The organism is Rhizobium acaciae, assembly GCF_025941625.1.
Classification (GTDB): domain Bacteria; phylum Pseudomonadota; class Alphaproteobacteria; order Rhizobiales; family Rhizobiaceae; genus Rhizobium; species Rhizobium acaciae.
Genome location: NZ_JAPCZO010000002.1, coordinates 150,390 through 165,221 on the forward strand (window position 1 = coordinate 150,390; position 14,832 = coordinate 165,221).

14 protein-coding genes are annotated in these 14,832 nt (G+C 59.9%); 8 read left to right on the forward strand and 6 right to left on the reverse strand.

Going from position 1 to position 14,832, the window contains the following annotated elements:
* Positions 1–7 precede the first annotated feature (7 nt).
* A complete protein-coding gene (locus OLZ32_RS04495; protein WP_264419728.1) occupies positions 8–1,381 on the forward strand; it encodes an MmgE/PrpD family protein in 1,374 nt (457 codons plus the stop codon).
* Positions 1,382–1,446: 65 nt separating this feature from the next.
* Here the strand turns inward: OLZ32_RS04495 and yghX are convergent, their stop codons facing one another.
* Entirely contained in the window at positions 1,447–2,334 is an 888-nt protein-coding gene (gene yghX / locus OLZ32_RS04500; protein ID WP_264419730.1) for a YghX family hydrolase, read from the reverse strand.
* Positions 2,335–2,663: 329 nt separating this feature from the next.
* Here yghX and OLZ32_RS04505 point away from each other — a divergent pair, with 329 nt between their 5' ends.
* The 5 genes from OLZ32_RS04505 to OLZ32_RS04525 all read left to right on the forward strand — a co-directional run bounded on the left by OLZ32_RS04505 (position 2,664) and on the right by OLZ32_RS04525 (position 8,176).
* Positions 2,664–3,821, forward strand: coding sequence for a Gfo/Idh/MocA family protein (locus tag OLZ32_RS04505; RefSeq protein ID WP_003547991.1), 1,158 nt, complete (start codon positions 2,664–2,666; stop codon positions 3,819–3,821).
* A 13-nt stretch (positions 3,822–3,834) separates the two neighbouring features.
* Positions 3,835–4,719, forward strand: coding sequence for a carbohydrate ABC transporter permease (locus OLZ32_RS04510; RefSeq protein WP_017992057.1), 885 nt, complete (start codon positions 3,835–3,837; stop codon positions 4,717–4,719).
* A complete protein-coding gene (locus tag OLZ32_RS04515; protein ID WP_003547996.1) occupies positions 4,716–5,573 on the forward strand; it encodes a carbohydrate ABC transporter permease in 858 nt (285 codons plus the stop codon). The genes OLZ32_RS04510 and OLZ32_RS04515 overlap by 4 nt, the downstream gene beginning before the upstream one ends.
* 73 nt (positions 5,574–5,646) lie before the next feature.
* The gene (locus tag OLZ32_RS04520) at positions 5,647–6,852 is read left to right on the forward strand and encodes an ABC transporter substrate-binding protein (protein ID WP_017992055.1); all 1,206 of its coding nucleotides are present in this window, start codon (positions 5,647–5,649) and stop codon (positions 6,850–6,852) included.
* A 190-nt stretch (positions 6,853–7,042) separates the two neighbouring features.
* A complete protein-coding gene (locus tag OLZ32_RS04525; protein WP_026160314.1) occupies positions 7,043–8,176 on the forward strand; it encodes an ABC transporter ATP-binding protein in 1,134 nt (377 codons plus the stop codon).
* Between the two features lie 172 nt (positions 8,177–8,348).
* Here OLZ32_RS04525 and OLZ32_RS04530 read toward each other — a convergent pair whose 3' ends face one another.
* From OLZ32_RS04530 to OLZ32_RS04550, 5 genes are all read right to left on the reverse strand, one after another.
* On the reverse strand, positions 8,349–8,933 hold the full coding sequence (locus OLZ32_RS04530) for a dihydrofolate reductase family protein (protein WP_264419733.1): 585 nt from the start codon (positions 8,931–8,933) through the stop codon (positions 8,349–8,351).
* 85 nt (positions 8,934–9,018) lie between these two features.
* On the reverse strand, positions 9,019–10,077 hold the full coding sequence (locus tag OLZ32_RS04535) for an RNA polymerase subunit sigma-70 (RefSeq protein WP_264419735.1): 1,059 nt from the start codon (positions 10,075–10,077) through the stop codon (positions 9,019–9,021).
* Between the two features lie 261 nt (positions 10,078–10,338).
* Positions 10,339–11,439: a D-TA family PLP-dependent enzyme gene (locus OLZ32_RS04540; RefSeq protein WP_264419736.1), complete on the reverse strand. Its 1,101-nt coding sequence runs from the start codon at positions 11,437–11,439 to the stop codon at positions 10,339–10,341.
* Positions 11,440–12,915, reverse strand: a complete 1,476-nt coding sequence (locus OLZ32_RS04545) for a M81 family metallopeptidase (protein ID WP_003548016.1) — start codon at positions 12,913–12,915, stop codon at positions 11,440–11,442.
* Positions 12,916–12,945: 30 nt separating this feature from the next.
* Entirely contained in the window at positions 12,946–13,428 is a 483-nt protein-coding gene (locus OLZ32_RS04550) for a hypothetical protein (RefSeq protein ID WP_017992051.1), read from the reverse strand.
* 111 nt (positions 13,429–13,539) lie between these two features.
* Between OLZ32_RS04550 and OLZ32_RS04555 the strand changes: the two genes are divergently transcribed.
* The gene (locus tag OLZ32_RS04555) at positions 13,540–13,929 is read left to right on the forward strand and encodes a RidA family protein (RefSeq protein ID WP_003548020.1); all 390 of its coding nucleotides are present in this window, start codon (positions 13,540–13,542) and stop codon (positions 13,927–13,929) included.
* A 21-nt stretch (positions 13,930–13,950) separates the two neighbouring features.
* The gene (locus tag OLZ32_RS04560; RefSeq protein WP_017992050.1) at positions 13,951–14,814 is read left to right on the forward strand and encodes a MurR/RpiR family transcriptional regulator; all 864 of its coding nucleotides are present in this window, start codon (positions 13,951–13,953) and stop codon (positions 14,812–14,814) included.
* Positions 14,815–14,832: the final 18 nt, after the last annotated feature.

Sequence of the window (14,832 nt, forward strand, 5' to 3'; positions counted from 1 at the left end):
TTCGTCAATGGCCACCATTCTCCGGAAGATCGCGGAACAGCTCTTGTCGCGTACGACGTTCTCAGACCTCGCCATGGACCGGGCAAGAGATGCTGTGGTGGACACCATCGGCTGCATGATTGCAGGCAGCGGCGATGAAAGCGTTGCCGCGCTCACCCGCGCTTTCGACGGGGAAATCGCCGGAGGCGGCGCAGCGCGGCTCGTCACCGGCGGCTCCGCATCGCCCTCTTTCGCCGCACTCATCAACGCAACGGCGGCTCATGCGCTCGATTTCGATGACAATTTTCATCCGGCGAGGGCGCATGCTTCCGCGGTGCTGGTGCCGGCGCTGCTGGCGGTTCTGACGCGTGGCAAGGTGACAAGCGGAAGACGGTTTCTCGAGGCCTACCTGGCCGGGCTGGAAGCGCAGGCGGCGGTCGGCTACGGCGTCAATCCCTCTCACTACAACAGAGGCTGGCACGCAACGGCGACGGTCGGCAGCATGGGGGCCGCGGCTGGCGTAGCGCAGCTTCTCGGCGCCGACAAAAACGGCTTAGTCGCGGCGATGAGCCTTGCGACGAGCTTCGCCTGCGGCCCGAAAGGGCAGTTCGGCACGGCCGCCAAACCGCTTCACGCCGGCATTGCCGCGCGCAATGCCGTGGATGCGGCGCGCATGGCGCTGGCGGGCATGAGTGGGCGGCCGGATATCCTCGAGCGGCCGCAAGGTTTCCTCGATCTTTTCGGGGGCGATGATGCCAAGGGCTGGGACGACCTGATATTCTACGAGGAGCATATCATCGAAAGCCGGGGCGTGGTGACCAAGCGCCATCCCTGCTGCGCCTCGACCCATCGGGCGATCGATGCGCTTCTGGATCTGAAGCAGGAGCATGGGCTTTTGGCAGACGACATTACCAGGATCGAGACGAAAGTCGGCATATCCGCTGCCCGAAATCTCGCTTATCCCGATCCCGCCGACGAGATGCAGGCCCGCTTCTCAATGCAATATTGCCTGGCGACAGCTTTCCTCAAAGGCTCCCTTGGCCTTTCGGATTTTACACGGCAGGAGATTGGGCGAGCGGAAATCCGGGAATTCATGCCGCGCGTCGAAATGCAGTCCTATTCGGCTGATGAGGAAAAAGGCGTGGAGCGCCTCCCGCATGTCGTTACGGTCACGATGCGCGACGGGCGCATTTTGAACAAGTCCCGCTTGCATGCGAAGGGATCGCTCGAAGCGCCGATGAGCGTTCATGAACGTGAAGTCAAATTCATGGACTGCTTGCGCTGGGGAAATCGGAATGTGTCCGGCACCTCTTTCCTGCAGCTTCGCGGGCTTGCCGATTTGGAAAACCTGTCTGGCGACGATCCCTTCTGGAGCCTGATCACAGGTCATCAGTCGGCTTGACAAGCCGCGGGACGAAAAGCGGCGGGGAATGGCTCCCCGCCGCAGCTCGTTCAAGTCTGGCCTTCTCAGGCGAGGTATTTCGTAAACCAGTCGACCGTCCGCTGCCAGGCGAGCTTGGCTGCCGCTTCGTCGTATCGGGGTGTGGAATCATTGTGAAAGCCGTGATTGACGTCAGGATAGACGTAGGCCTCGAATGTTTTTCCTGATGACTTCAGCGCAGCTTCATAGGCCGGCCAGCCTTCGTTGATCCCCTTGTCCAGCCCGGCATAATGGAGAAGCAGCGGCGCCTTGATCTTCGGTACGTCTTCGGCGCGTGGCTGCCGGCCGTAGAAGGGCACGGCTGCGGCAAGCTCCGGATAGGCGACCGCCGCGGCGTTGGAGACGCCGCCGCCGTAGCAGAAGCCGGTGATGCCGACCTTGCCGGTGGTGAGATCGCTTTGCATCAAAAATTCGACCGCCGCGAAGAAGTCGTTCATCAGCTTTTCCGGGTCGACCTTCTGCTGGAGTTCCCGCCCCTTTTCGTCGTTGCCGGGATAGCCTCCGACCGATGTCAGGCCATCCGGCGCAAGTGCGATGAAACCTGCCTTTGCCACGCGCCGCGCCACATCTTCGATATAGGGGTTCAGGCCCCTGTTCTCGTGAACGACCACCACGGCCGCGACTTTGCCGGTCGCGTTTTTGGGGCGGACGAGATAGCCGCGGACATCGCCATTTCCCTTTAGCGAGGGATAGGTGATGTATTCGGCTGATATATCGGGATCGGTGAACTCGACCTGGGTCGCCAGCGCATAGTCAGGGCTCAGCGATGAAAGAATGGCAGCTGCCGTAACGCCGCCGACGGCGAATTTGCCGGCCCGGTCGAGAAACTCGCGCTTGGTAATTCTCCCATGCGCGTAATAATCGTAGAGTTCGAGAAGTTCCTGAGGGAAATCCTTGGCTGTCATACGGGTCATGATGGCTCCTCCGTGCCTTCGGGTCTCGCATCATCCTACACACGTAAACTCACGAGTCTTTTCAACATTTCGCGAGTCCCGCGTGTGCTTGCCGGGGCGATCGCTGCCTGCGGCGACCGGCGTTGAATTCGCCGCCCCTACTTCAAGCGGCGCGCACACTTCGCTTATACAATCCGCGTCCGCCCGGTCGCAGCCAACAATCGACCGCCGGCTATCGATCTATGAAAATTAATTTCATGCTTGCGCTTCGATGCCCGTTTTCTATTGACGCCTCCGGATTTTTGTCCCAACTTAAAGAAAATAAATTACTAAATGGGAACCTGATCGGCATGAAAGTGGGAATCATCGGGCTAGGATTCCGGCTCGGCTATCTCGGCTATGTTTTCAAGGCAATCGATAGCAGCTTCGACATTGTCGGCTATGTGGATCCGGAACCCGCCGGACTTCCCGGATTGACGGAAAAGGGAATTTCAGTCGGCAAGGCCTATGGTTCGCCGGAGGAGCTCCTCGCCTCCGAAAAGCTCGATCTGCTGATGATCGGCTCCCCCAATCACCTGCATCTCGACCATATCAGGCTCGGGCTTCAAGCCGGTCTCAAGGTCTTCTGCGAAAAGCCGATCGTCACGACGATCGCCGAAAGCATCGAACTTGCCCATCTGATGGCAAAATTCGGCCATGAGCGACTGATGGTCGGTCTCGTGTTGCGCTATTCTCCCCTTTACAAGGATCTCCGCGCCATCCAGGCCGAGGGCAAGCTTGGTCAGATCGTGTCGATCGAGGCTTCCGAACATATCGAGCCTTATCACGGCGCCTTCTTCATGCGCGACTGGCGCCGCTATGAGCGCTATTCCGGCAGCTTCATGCTGGAGAAATGCTGCCACGACCTCGATCTTTATAATGGCGTCGCCGGCGCACGGCCGGAGCGTGTCGCAAGTTTCGGCGGCCGCAAGAGCTTCATTCCGGCCAACGACCCGGCGCGCGAGGGCATCAACGACCTCGAGCTCTTCCACCGCAAGCCGAGCGGATGGATGGGATCGGACAAGGTCTTCGACAGCGATGCCGATATCATCGACTATCAGGTCGCGATCGTCGAATATGCAAATGGCGTGGGGATGAACTTCCACACCAATCTGAACGTGCCCGACCAATTCCGCCGTTTCGCCATCATGGGTTCGCGCGGCATGGCCGAAGGCGATTTCGTTCGCGGCTATCTCGACGTTCACGAACAGCTGACCGGCAACAAGGTGGTCGAAAACAAATATGCCGCCACCGAGCTCTCCCAGCACTACGGCGCCGATGAACAGATGGCGAGCGACCTGCTCGAAAGCGTGCGCACCGGGCTCGAACTTCCTGTTTCCACCCTGAATGCGCTCGAAGCCGGCATCCTCGCCTTGGCGATGGACGAAGCGAGGATGAAGAAAACGGTCGTCGATCTGCGTCCCATCTGGGACCGCTTCGACGAAGCCCTTCACGCGAGAGCGGCTTGAGGAGGGCGGCAAGATGAGTGTTCAAAGAAGCACCTTCATCTTCGCTTGTATCCTTCTTCTTCCGGCTGTGCTCTATGTTCTCGCGATCGTCGCCTATCCGCTGGTCGATACCTTCATTCTCTCTTTCACCGACGCTTCCCTCAGGAAGACCACCAACTGGGTCGGCTGGGTCAATTACGAGAAGATCTTCAACGAGCGGTTTGCCGAAGTCATCATCCGCACCTTCATCTGGACGTTCTTCTCGGTCGCCCTGAAAATGGTGATCGGCACCTTCGGCGCATGCATGCTGAATGCCGCGGTCCCCGGCCGCTCCTTGTTCCGGCTTTTGACCATGCCGCCATGGATCGTGCCGATGGCGATCGGCATTTTCATGTGGGGCTGGATGTATAATGGCCAGTTCGGGATGATATCGGGCATGCTGCAGCGCTTCGGTCTCGTCGACGGCCCTGTCGCCTTCCTCGCCTATGGAAACACCGCCTTCTGGGCAACGATCATCACCGACGTGTGGATCGGCGTGCCGCTGGTGACGATCTACTTCCTGGCGGCGATCCAATCCATTCCGAAGGATCTCTACGAGGCCGCCTGGACAGACGGCGCCGGCCGCTGGTACCGCTTTCGCCGCATCACGCTGCCGCTGATGGTGCCGGCGATCATCACCATGTCGATGCTCTCGCTGATCGCCACCTTCAACTCGTTCGACATCATCTGGATCCTGACGCAGGGCGGGCCGAGCGGCGAGACGACGACGATGATCATCGACACCTATCAGACGGCGATCGGCTCGAAGAAATACGGTGAAGGTGCAGCGCGCGCCGTTTTGATCTGCATCTTCCTGTCGCTCTTCTGCTTCGCCTATTTCCGCGTCACCCGCCGCCTCAATCCGGAGAAACGCGCATGAGCAATGCAGCCATGATCGACCGTTACCGCTGGTGGGAAATCATCCTGATCTATTGCGGCATCGCGCTGTTTCTTTTCTTCGTGCTGTCGCCCTTCGTCGAAGGTTTCCTGGTGTCGCTGAAACCGCTCAGCCAGCTCTTCTCCTCGCCCTATCGCTTCTGGCCGGAGAACGGCTCCTTCGAAGCCTACCGGACGATGTGGATCAGCGTACCGGGCTTCGGGCGCTATATCTTCAACTCGTTCTTCATCTCGACCATCGTCACGCTGATCGTGCTCGGCCTCGTCATTCCGGCCGCCTACGCCTTCGCGAAGTTCGAATTCAGGGGCATGGGCATCCTGCTCGGCGCCTTCCTGACGGTGAACATGTTCTCCGGCGCTGTGCTGTTGATCCCGCTCTTCCGGCTGATGCGCAGCATGGGCGTGCTCAACACCTATCTCGCCATGATCGTGCCGGGCGTCGCCTTCCTGATCCCCTCGGCGATCTGGCTGCTGCGCACCTACATGATCCGTATTCCGCAGGAACTCAACGAAGCGGCCTACATGGATGGCGCCAGCCATTTCTACACGCTGCGCCGGGTCATCCTGCCCATTGCGATGCCGGGGATTATCGTCGTCGCCATCACCACCTTCATCGGCGCCTACGCCCAGCAATTCATCTTCGCGCTGACGTTCAACTCGAAGACCGAATACATGCCCTTGCCGGTGGGGCTCTTTGCTTACTTCGGCAAGCAGGAGGTCATCTGGAACGAACTGATGGCGGCTTCCTTCGTCGGTATCGCGCCGGCGATGGTCGTCATCTTCTTCCTTCAGCGCTACCTTGTCGGCGGGCTGACCGCCGGTGCGGTGAAACAATAAGACCAAAAAACGAGTGAACAGCTAACACAAGAATGGGAGTCACGACGTGAGCATTACCATTAAGACAGGCCTTATGGCGCTCGCCCTGCTCGGTTCGACGGCACTGACCGCCGTCACTGCCCAGGCAGCCGACAAGGAAATCAGCTGGATCTATTGCGGCGACACGATCGACCCGGTCCACACCAAATACATCAAGCAGTGGGAAGAAAAGAACACCGGCTGGAAGGTCGCCCCCGAGGTCGTCGGATGGGCACAGTGCCAGGACAAGGCAACGACGCTCGCTGCCGCCGGCACGCCGGTGGCGATGGCCTATGTCGGCTCGCGCACGCTGAAGGAATTCGCGCAGAACGACCTTATCGTTCCGGTGCCGATGACGGATGACGAGAAGCAGACCTACTATCCGAACATCGTCAACACCGTGACCTTCGAGGGCACGCAGTGGGGTGTTCCGATCGCCTTCTCCACCAAGGCGCTCTACTGGAACAAGGATCTCTTCAAGCAGGCCGGCCTCGACCCCGAGACGCCGCCGAAGACCTGGGCTGAAGAAATCGAGATGGCAAAGACCATCAAGGAAAAGACCGGCATTCCGGGCTTCGGTCTCTCCGCCAAGACCTTCGACAACACGATGCACCAGTTCATGCATTGGGTTTACACCAACAACGGCTCGGTGATCGATGCCGACGGCAAGGTCACGCTCGACAGCCCGCAGATTCTCGCCGCGCTGAAGGCCTATAAGGATATCGTCCCCTACTCCGAAGAAGGCCCGACCGCCTATGAGCAGAACGAAGTCCGCGCCATCTTCCTCGACGGCAAGGTTGCCATGATCCAGGCAGGCTCGGGTGCAGCCGACCGCCTGAAGGCGACGAAGATCAGCTGGGGCATCACGACGCTGCCGCTCGGCCCCGACGCCAAAGGCCCCGGCACGCTGCTGATCACCGACAGCCTGGCGATCTTCAAGGGTTCGGGGGTCGAGGACAAGGCGACGGAATTCGCCAAGTTCATCACCTCGCCCGATGTGCAGTCGGAATACGAACTGCAGGGCGGCGCCGGCCTCACCCCGCTGCGGCCGTCTGCAAAGGTCGATGAATTCGTCGCCAAGGATCCCTACTGGAAGCCCTTGATCGACGGCATCAGCTATGGTGGTCCCGAGCCGCTCTTCACCGACTACAAGGGCTTCCAGAACTCGATGATCGAGATGATCCAGTCCGTTGTGACGGGCAAGGCCGAGCCGGAGGCCGCACTCAAGAAGGCCGCCGGCGAAGTCGAGGCGTTCAAGTAAGTCTCTTTGGAACCTTGGGATCGCGGACGGCAACAGCCCGCGATCCTTCCTGCAGCGCCGCATGCCTTTTCTGAGTGCGGCGCTGTAACACCTTGAATTACTGTCTAATTCCTTAGATCGAATCCGATTTCGGAATTATGCAGTCGCGATGATCGAATGTGCGACGAAGGCCGCCGGTGGAGACAGATTTTTGGGACAGCTCTTTCTCAACAAAGTTCAGAAATTCTATGGCGACTACGAAGTTCTGAAGGGCGTGCAGCTCGATGTGAAGAACGGCGAATTCGTCGTCTTCGTCGGGCCGTCAGGCTGCGGCAAATCCACCCTGCTGCGGATGATTGCCGGTCTCGACGCGACGAGCGCGGGCGACATCGTCATCGATGGTATCAGGGTCAATGATCTGCCGCCGGTCAAGCGCGGCATCGCCATGGTGTTCCAGTCCTACGCGCTCTACCCGCACATGACAGTCTTCGAGAACATTGCCTTCCCGCTTCGGGTCGAAAGGATGGAAGAGGAAAAACTCAAGGCCAAGGTGGAAAACGCGGCACGCATCCTTCACCTCGAACAGCGGCTGCAGCAGAAACCCGGCATGTTATCCGGCGGCCAGCGCCAGCGCGTCGCGATCGGCCGCGCCATCGTGCGCGAACCGAAGATATTCCTGTTCGACGAGCCGCTTTCCAACCTCGACGCAGCACTTCGCGCCGACATGCGTATCGAGCTTGCCAAGCTGCACAGGCAGTTGAAGGCGACGATGATCTATGTGACGCACGACCAGGTCGAGGCGATGACCATGGCCGACCGTATCGTCGTGCTGGATTCCGGTGATATCTCCCAGACGGGGGCGCCGCTGGAGCTTTATCACAAGCCCGCAAACCAGTTCGTCGCCGGCTTCATCGGCAATCCGAAAATGAATTTTCTTCCCGTGACCTGCAAGGGCGTCAGCGCCAATGGCGTCGAGGTGGATTATCAAGGCCAGACAGCTGTTCTGCCGGTGACGCCGCGCGACGGCATGGCCGGCAAGGCTTTGACGCTCGGCATCCGGCCGGAGCATATCCAGCTTGGCGGCGGCGATATCGTCTTCAAGGTGACGCCGACTGTTATCGAGCGCCTTGGGGCAAATACGGTCGCTTACGCCTCGCTCAACGGAGAGTCCGAGAATTTCTGCGCCATGCTGCCGGGCAGCGTCGGCATCCGCGCGGACGCGCCGGTTGCGACCGGCATCAACGCCGCGGACTGCCACCTCTTCGACGAGGCGGGCATAGCCTTCGAGCGGCGCGTCGAACTGACCGAAATCGATATGAACGTGATCAATCCGACGGCGGCTTGAATTGACCTGCTCCGTTTCAGCGGTTCGTCCTGCCCTCCGAGGCGAGTTTCCCGACCCCGCGCTACTCGCCTATGCTGAAAAGCATTCATCGAACTGTTCCAGTTGCTCCGGCAAGGCGGACGCCCCGACGGCGTCCGCAAACAACCGCAATGCGTGGTGATCCAGCGACGCGTCAGTGCGCCCCGCAGTCGTAGTGCAAGGCTGCTATATCTGAGCCCGCGAGTTGGCGCTGGCCCAGCAGTTTGAATGGTGGATTCAAGCCAGGCTCGAATGTACGTACGCCCTCACCCAACACGACGTTGCCCACCAGAAGGTGAAACTCGTCGACAAAGCCATGCGCAAGCAAGTCATTGAAGAGAATGCGACTGCCAAAGATCAGCAGGTCGTCACCGGCCTGAGCCTTGAGTTCAGCGATCTGCGCATGCACGCGTGTCCTGCTCACCACCTCGGTGCCGGCCCAAGGAGACGTTTTCGCCAGAACCAGCGTGTCGCTGGCGACGAGCTTGCGTGCTACGTCGACACGCTCGGCGATCTCGCGTTGCACCGGGTCGTTGGTCGGACTGCGATCGACATTCGGCCAATAGGCCTCGAACATCGGGAACGTGACTGCACCGAAGAGCAGCGTGCCCGCCTTGCGCAAGAGTTCAAGGTTATGGGCATCAAACGCCTCCCCCATTGGCAGCATGTCAAGCCGGCCATCCGGGCCGGCGCAGTAGTTGTCGAGGGAACTCAGAATGCTGACGACGAGCTTGGCCATCGCAAATGTCCTTCTACTGAACGAGTGATGCAGTCCCGAACCTTTCGGGCCTGTCGTTCCCTTAGAGACATAGCGATGCGGAAACTCATCGCTCCGTGGCGAAAAATTCCTGGTGAAACTCGTCGCGCATTCCGAACCGGCGGCAGACTGCAGGGTCAAGAAAGCTGTCGATCGCAGCAATGTGGCCGTCATACACACTCAGCAGCACAACGCCACCCGGCCGGAATCGGTCGTCACCAGTTTGCTTCAGATAGCAGGCGAATCCGGGCTGGCCGTTGCCGCGTAAAGAGTGGAGCCGCCAGGGAGTCTCGAACACGCGTTCTGCGAAGAACTTTCCGACAAACTCGCGGCCACTGAACCATGCCGGCAGCGGCGGCATTGTAAAGCGGACATCGTCGGCTAGTAGGTTCACCATTGCTGTTACGTCGCGACTTTCCCAAGCGGATATGAAGGATTGCAGCAGGAGTTCGAGCTCCTGCGGATCAACTTGCAGCATCTCACTAGACTGCACGGTTGCGGGTTTCTTTGCCCTCACCGTTTGTCGAGAGCGCTGCAACGCACTGTTGACCGAGGCCACGGTGGTTCCAAGGATATCGGCGGTTTCGATGGCCGAGTACCCAAGCACCTCGCGTAGCAGGAGGACGGCGCGTTGCGTGCCGGGCAAGTGCTGTAACATGGCAACGAATGCAAGTCCTATGTGTTCGCGACGCAGCAGTATCGCTGCTGGATCTTCGTTGGCCGCACCCCCGTACAGCAGTTCGCTATCCGGCATTGGTTCCAGCCACACGGGACCCTGCACCGGCTCGCCCAGTTCGGCAGTGGACCGAAGCGGCGGGGCGAGATCGCCTGAAGCTAGACGCGGAGGGCGTCTCGAAATCATGCGAAGGCAAATGCGCGTGGCGATGCTGTTGAGCCACGTGCCGAGCGAACTGCGCGCCTCGAAAGACCCTAGGCCACGCCATGCACCGAGCAGTGTCTCCTGCAGAGCATCGTCGGCATCAAAGGGCGAGCCGAGCATGCGATAGCAATGAGTGTGTAGCAGTTTGCGATAGGGCTTCATGAGCTGGTCGAATGCCGATGTGTCACCAGCTCTTGCTTGCTGCAGCCACTCGCTTTCAGCTGGATCGGCAGCTTTCTTTACCACCACTGTCGCACCGTGTGTTGTGACATGTAAAACCGTGAGTTAGGCACGCTATGGCCCAGAATGTCCGCTCTCTGAGGGGCACACTAATCCGGACGTTCGCTTCCGAGAAGGTGCGTATCTCACGCTGCCAGCTTCCCCGACTGGCGCATGACGTCCGCTTGTTGCTATTTGGACGCCAGGAGCCGCCTGACCGCGAGTAATTCACCGATAACCGCTGCCTTCGGCAATCAGGGCCATTTCGCCCTCAATCGGCAGCGGCTCCTACCAGACGAGACCGCGGGCCGCGACATCCTCGACGCGGGTGACGATGCCGCCCCGATGGAAGACCATCGTGTCGAACAGGTTGGACACCACGCAGGTGTGGTTCGGGATAATGAAGAGCTTCTCGCCGATCTGAGGCCGGGGGCCGGTGCAGTTCGAAAGATCGATGACGCCATGTTCTTCCGAGAGGCTGCTGATCTTCGCCTCGGGATAACCGACGACCAGGCCGTAATCGCTAAAACCCTGAAGATCCGATGTCAGCGCCTTCGACCCGGCATCGATGACGGCGCGGTCGGCGTTTGGCCGGGACACGACGGTTGCCAGCACGTGCATGGCGCATTCGTCCTCGGTGCAATGGCCCATGCGCACCATCTGGCGATCGTTGTAGATATAGGTGCCGGCGCGGTGTTCCGTGGCCGACGTAACGAGATGCGCCTCGAAGAGGCTCGGCGTTCCGCCGTTGCTGATGATGGCGCAGCTTATGCCTTCCGATGTCAGCTGTTTGAGCGTCTCGGCGATGAAGGCTTCGACGGCGGCCGCCGATTGCGGTTTCGGATAGGTCACGATGCCGCCGAAGGTGAGACCGTCGGCCGCGGCGATGCGCCTGGCGAGCGAGGCCGCCTCACCCGGCGTCTGCACGCCGCAGCGGCTGCCGCCGGTATCGCATTCGACCAGTACGTTCAGCGGCTTGTGGCCGGAAAAATGCGCCGCGAGCCCGTCGACCGTCACTTCGCTGTCGGCGACGACCTTGAGGGCCGAAATTCTCTCGTTCAACTTGGCCAGGCGCTCGAGCTTCTGCGGTCCCAGGATGTTGAAGGTGATGAGGATGTCCTCGAAGCCGGCTTCGGCAAAGACTTCGGCTTCCGTCACCTTCTGGCAATTGATGCCCTTGGCGCCCGCGGCAACCTGCGCGACGGCGAGAGCCGGGATCTTGTGCGTCTTGATATGCGGGCGGAAGTTCAGCCCGTGCTGATCCATATAGGATTGAACGCGGTCTATGTTTGCAGCCAGCCTGTCTTCGTCGATCACAGGACGCGGCGTCGAGAGATCGGCGATCCTGTCGCCTGCCTTGGCGATGACGGCAAACCTGTTGTCATGCATCTAGGCGGCTCCGCGTTCTGGTCCATGTGGATCGGCGATGATCGGCCATATGGTCTTCGGTGCCCGCCGGTACGGCGTCGTCGCCGGATTATTGGGATAGGGCGTTCCGGCCGAGCAGTAAAGGATCTCGGCCGCGATCTTCGAGAAGGACGCGAAGAAGTGGTTGGTGGATTTGATCACCAGGATTTTCTGCCTGGCGGGATCGATGCCCATCGCCGAAAAAAGGCTCGGATCGAAGCTTTGAGCGCGTGTCGAATTGAGGATGATGTCGATGCCGTCAAGCACGATATGTGCGGCATCGCCGAAAGGTGCGAGGCTCTCGCCGAATTGCATCTCGGCATTCTTCACCAGCTTGATGACCTTGACGGTGCCGTCGACGGGATTGCCGGTGCCGGGTGCCGACTTGGCGCCGAAGCGCAGTGGAATTTCCGCCCCCTCGCCTGCCGCAAAACAGATCTGGACGGCCACCGGATCCCAGATGGTGCCGATCGCGGCATTCGTGACGCCGCGGGCGATCAGCTCTTCGAGGATAACCGTCGCATCCCCTGCCGTGCCGCCACCCGGATTATCCCAGACATCGGCGATGACAACCGGCCAAGCGGTTGCGGCAAGCGCGCGCGTGACGGCTTCCTTCTCGTCGATCTGCGGGACCATGAAGGTGCCGCGCTTCGAAAATAGCTCGAGGCCGAGTTCACGCGCCAAAGCCGCGCCCTTCTCCGGCTTGTCATCCGTCACGACAAGCAGCTTCGTTCCCATTTCGGGAACGTCGCCCACCATGAAGCCGTGGATCACCGAGATCGACAGGACGTCCGGATCATCCTTCTCGATCTGCATGATCTTGTCGACGAAGGAACGCATGGGCTCGCGCGATGTCGGGAAGACGTCGATCATCCGGCAGTCGAACACCGACATATCAGGCTTGATCCGGCCCTCGAGCGTCTCGACCGCAATGCGCCAAAGGTCCTCGGCGCGGTCGACGAAGTCCGTATGCGGAAACTCTTTGAAATAGACGGCGAAATCGAGAGCGGCGACGCGTTTTGCGGTGAGATGGCTGTGCGGATCGAGTTCGGCGCAGATGAGGACATCGGGCCCGACGATCTCGCGGATGCGCGACAGGAGATCGCCTTCGGTATCCTCGTATCCGGCTGCCACCATGGCGCCGTGCAGGCCCATGACAACGGCGTCGACAGGCATTGCCGCACGGAGTTGGCCGAGGATTTCGTCACGCAATTCCTCGTAGGTTGCCCGGTTGACGAGGCCTGCGGGGTCGGCCCAGGTGGCGGTTCCCTCGATCAGTTCCCAGCCCTTTTCTCGGGTGACGCGCCTTCCGACGGTGATCGGCGCGGTGCAGAGCGTTGGTGTTTCGGGATGCTGGCCGGGCGGGGCATAGAGAGAGGCTTCGAATGCGCGACGATCCACGCAGATCGGGGAAAAGGTGTTGGTTTCCGTCGCCAATGCTGCCGTGAAAATGCGCAAGAAAGTGGCCTTCGTGTTGTCGGCCCCGCGTCAACCCATCGGGTTCGGCAGGTAGCCGGTGAAACCTGAGATTTTCCAGCGTCCTTGGTGAAGCCTGCAATAATAGAGCGTCTGCCATTGCATGACGTCTCGGGTGCCGTCAGGCTTGGAAATGCTGCCGTCGAATTTCTTGCGGACAAGCGCCATGTCGCCTTCGATTTCGATATCCTCAAGCGTCGTCGTGGTGAAGATCGCCGTGCGCGCATCTTCTGCGAAACTCTGTTTGGCAAAATCCTCTGCCTGCCTCAGCCATTCCTGGCGATAGGCGGACAGCGTCGGAAATGCCAGGCGCCACCTGTCGGGGCTGACCTGCTTCTGGGCGTCGATACCGATGAAGCCCTCTTCCACGAAGTCCTGCTCCACCATCGACCAATCGGCCGCCAGAAACGCATCGATATCGCGCGGAACGAGCATTTCCCAGATGGCATGCCGGGCGCTGTCTGACGGGAAAGGATTCTGGAAAGGATCGCGCATGTCTGCCCCGGATTGAAATTCTTTTCATAAATGGCGTTTTTCACTGGTCAAATTCTGCTTTCTATGGTCACTTGTCAACTTATCAAGAAAATAATTTGCAAGGACTTCAGCATGCCGATCAAGCGCTATGGCACTGTTCAAACGGGCGCCGGCGGCAAGGCGCTGCCTTTCGCACGTGCGGTCGAAGCCGACGGATGGCTGTATGTTTCCGGCCAGGTTGCGATGGAAGATGGCGAAATCATCGACGGCAACATCATTGCCCAGACCCACAAGACGATTGTCAATGTCCTGGCGATCCTCGATGAGGCCGGATACGGCGTCGAGGACGTCGTGCGCGTCGGCGTCTGGCTCGACGATCCACGCGATTTCTGGACCTTCAACAAAATCTATCAGGAGTATTTCGGCGAACATCCGCCGGCGCGCGCCTGTGTGCAATCGTCGATGATGGTCGATTGCAAGGTTGAGATCGACTGCGTGGCCTATAAGAAGAAGGATAGGTAGAGAACCATCGGGGGGACGGGCTTGGATATCTTTTCAACGCTACAGGAAGACAAGGGTCGGCTCTCTCCCTCCGAGAGCCGCATCGCGGAGATCATCGTCAACGATTTCGAATTTGCCGTGAATGCCTCGATCATCGAGCTGGCGGAACGGGCCGAGGTATCGCCGCCGACCGTCACGCGCTTTTGTCGGCGGCTCGGTTGCGAGAGCTTTTCCGACTTCAAGGTGCAGCTTGCCCGCACCGCCCATATCGGCGTTCGTTATCTGAAACCGGAATCGAAAAGCACCGATCCGGCCGATGTCGCCCAGGACATCATCACCAAGGCCCAGAACGCGCTCTTTCTCCTGCATCGGTCGCTCGATCTTGCCGCGATCGAAGCCGCCGTCTCTCATATCGCCAAGGCCGATATGATCTATGCGTTCGGATCGGGCGGCAATTCGTCGATGATTGCCGACGAGCTCCAGAACCGCCTCTTCCGTCTCGGACTTCGCATCACGGCAAGTTCCGACCATAGCATGCAGCTGATGATGGCTGCCGCGGCAAGGCCCGGCGACGTGTTGATCGGCTCGTCCTTCTCAGGGCGCAATACGGAGCTGGTGCGTGCCTTCGAGCTTGCCCGCCAGACCAAGGTGAAGACGATCGCACTCACCCAGACGGCCAGCCCGGTTGCCAAGGCCGCCGAAATCGTCGTGGCGATCGACCTTCCCGAGGGCCACAATATCTATCGCCCGACCTCGACGCGCATCGCCTACATCGCGACGATCGATATCCTGTCGAGCCTGGTCGCCTACGCCGTTCAGCCGAAGGCGACGACCACGCTTCGGCGTATCAAGCAGCAGCTTGTCATTCATCGTGACGGCGACGACCGGCAATTGCTTGGAGATTGAGGTTCATGAACGGGAGCG

What these genes read in the sequence shown, in the direction of transcription:
- OLZ32_RS04495 (WP_264419728.1), top strand. Translation starts at nt 8, where the DNA reads ATGGCCACCATTCTCCGGAAGATCGCGGAACAGCTCTTGTCGCGTACG.
- yghX (WP_264419730.1), bottom strand. Translation starts at nt 2,334, where the DNA reads ATGACCCGTATGACAGCCAAGGATTTCCCTCAGGAACTTCTCGAACTC.
- OLZ32_RS04505 (WP_003547991.1), top strand. Translation starts at nt 2,664, where the DNA reads ATGAAAGTGGGAATCATCGGGCTAGGATTCCGGCTCGGCTATCTCGGC.
- OLZ32_RS04510 (WP_017992057.1), top strand. Translation starts at nt 3,835, where the DNA reads ATGAGTGTTCAAAGAAGCACCTTCATCTTCGCTTGTATCCTTCTTCTT.
- OLZ32_RS04515 (WP_003547996.1), top strand. Translation starts at nt 4,716, where the DNA reads ATGAGCAATGCAGCCATGATCGACCGTTACCGCTGGTGGGAAATCATC.
- OLZ32_RS04520 (WP_017992055.1), top strand. Translation starts at nt 5,647, where the DNA reads ATGGCGCTCGCCCTGCTCGGTTCGACGGCACTGACCGCCGTCACTGCC.
- OLZ32_RS04530 (WP_264419733.1), bottom strand. Translation starts at nt 8,933, where the DNA reads ATGGCCAAGCTCGTCGTCAGCATTCTGAGTTCCCTCGACAACTACTGC.
- OLZ32_RS04540 (WP_264419736.1), bottom strand. Translation starts at nt 11,439, where the DNA reads ATGCATGACAACAGGTTTGCCGTCATCGCCAAGGCAGGCGACAGGATC.
- OLZ32_RS04550 (WP_017992051.1), bottom strand. Translation starts at nt 13,428, where the DNA reads ATGCGCGATCCTTTCCAGAATCCTTTCCCGTCAGACAGCGCCCGGCAT.
- OLZ32_RS04555 (WP_003548020.1), top strand. Translation starts at nt 13,540, where the DNA reads ATGCCGATCAAGCGCTATGGCACTGTTCAAACGGGCGCCGGCGGCAAG.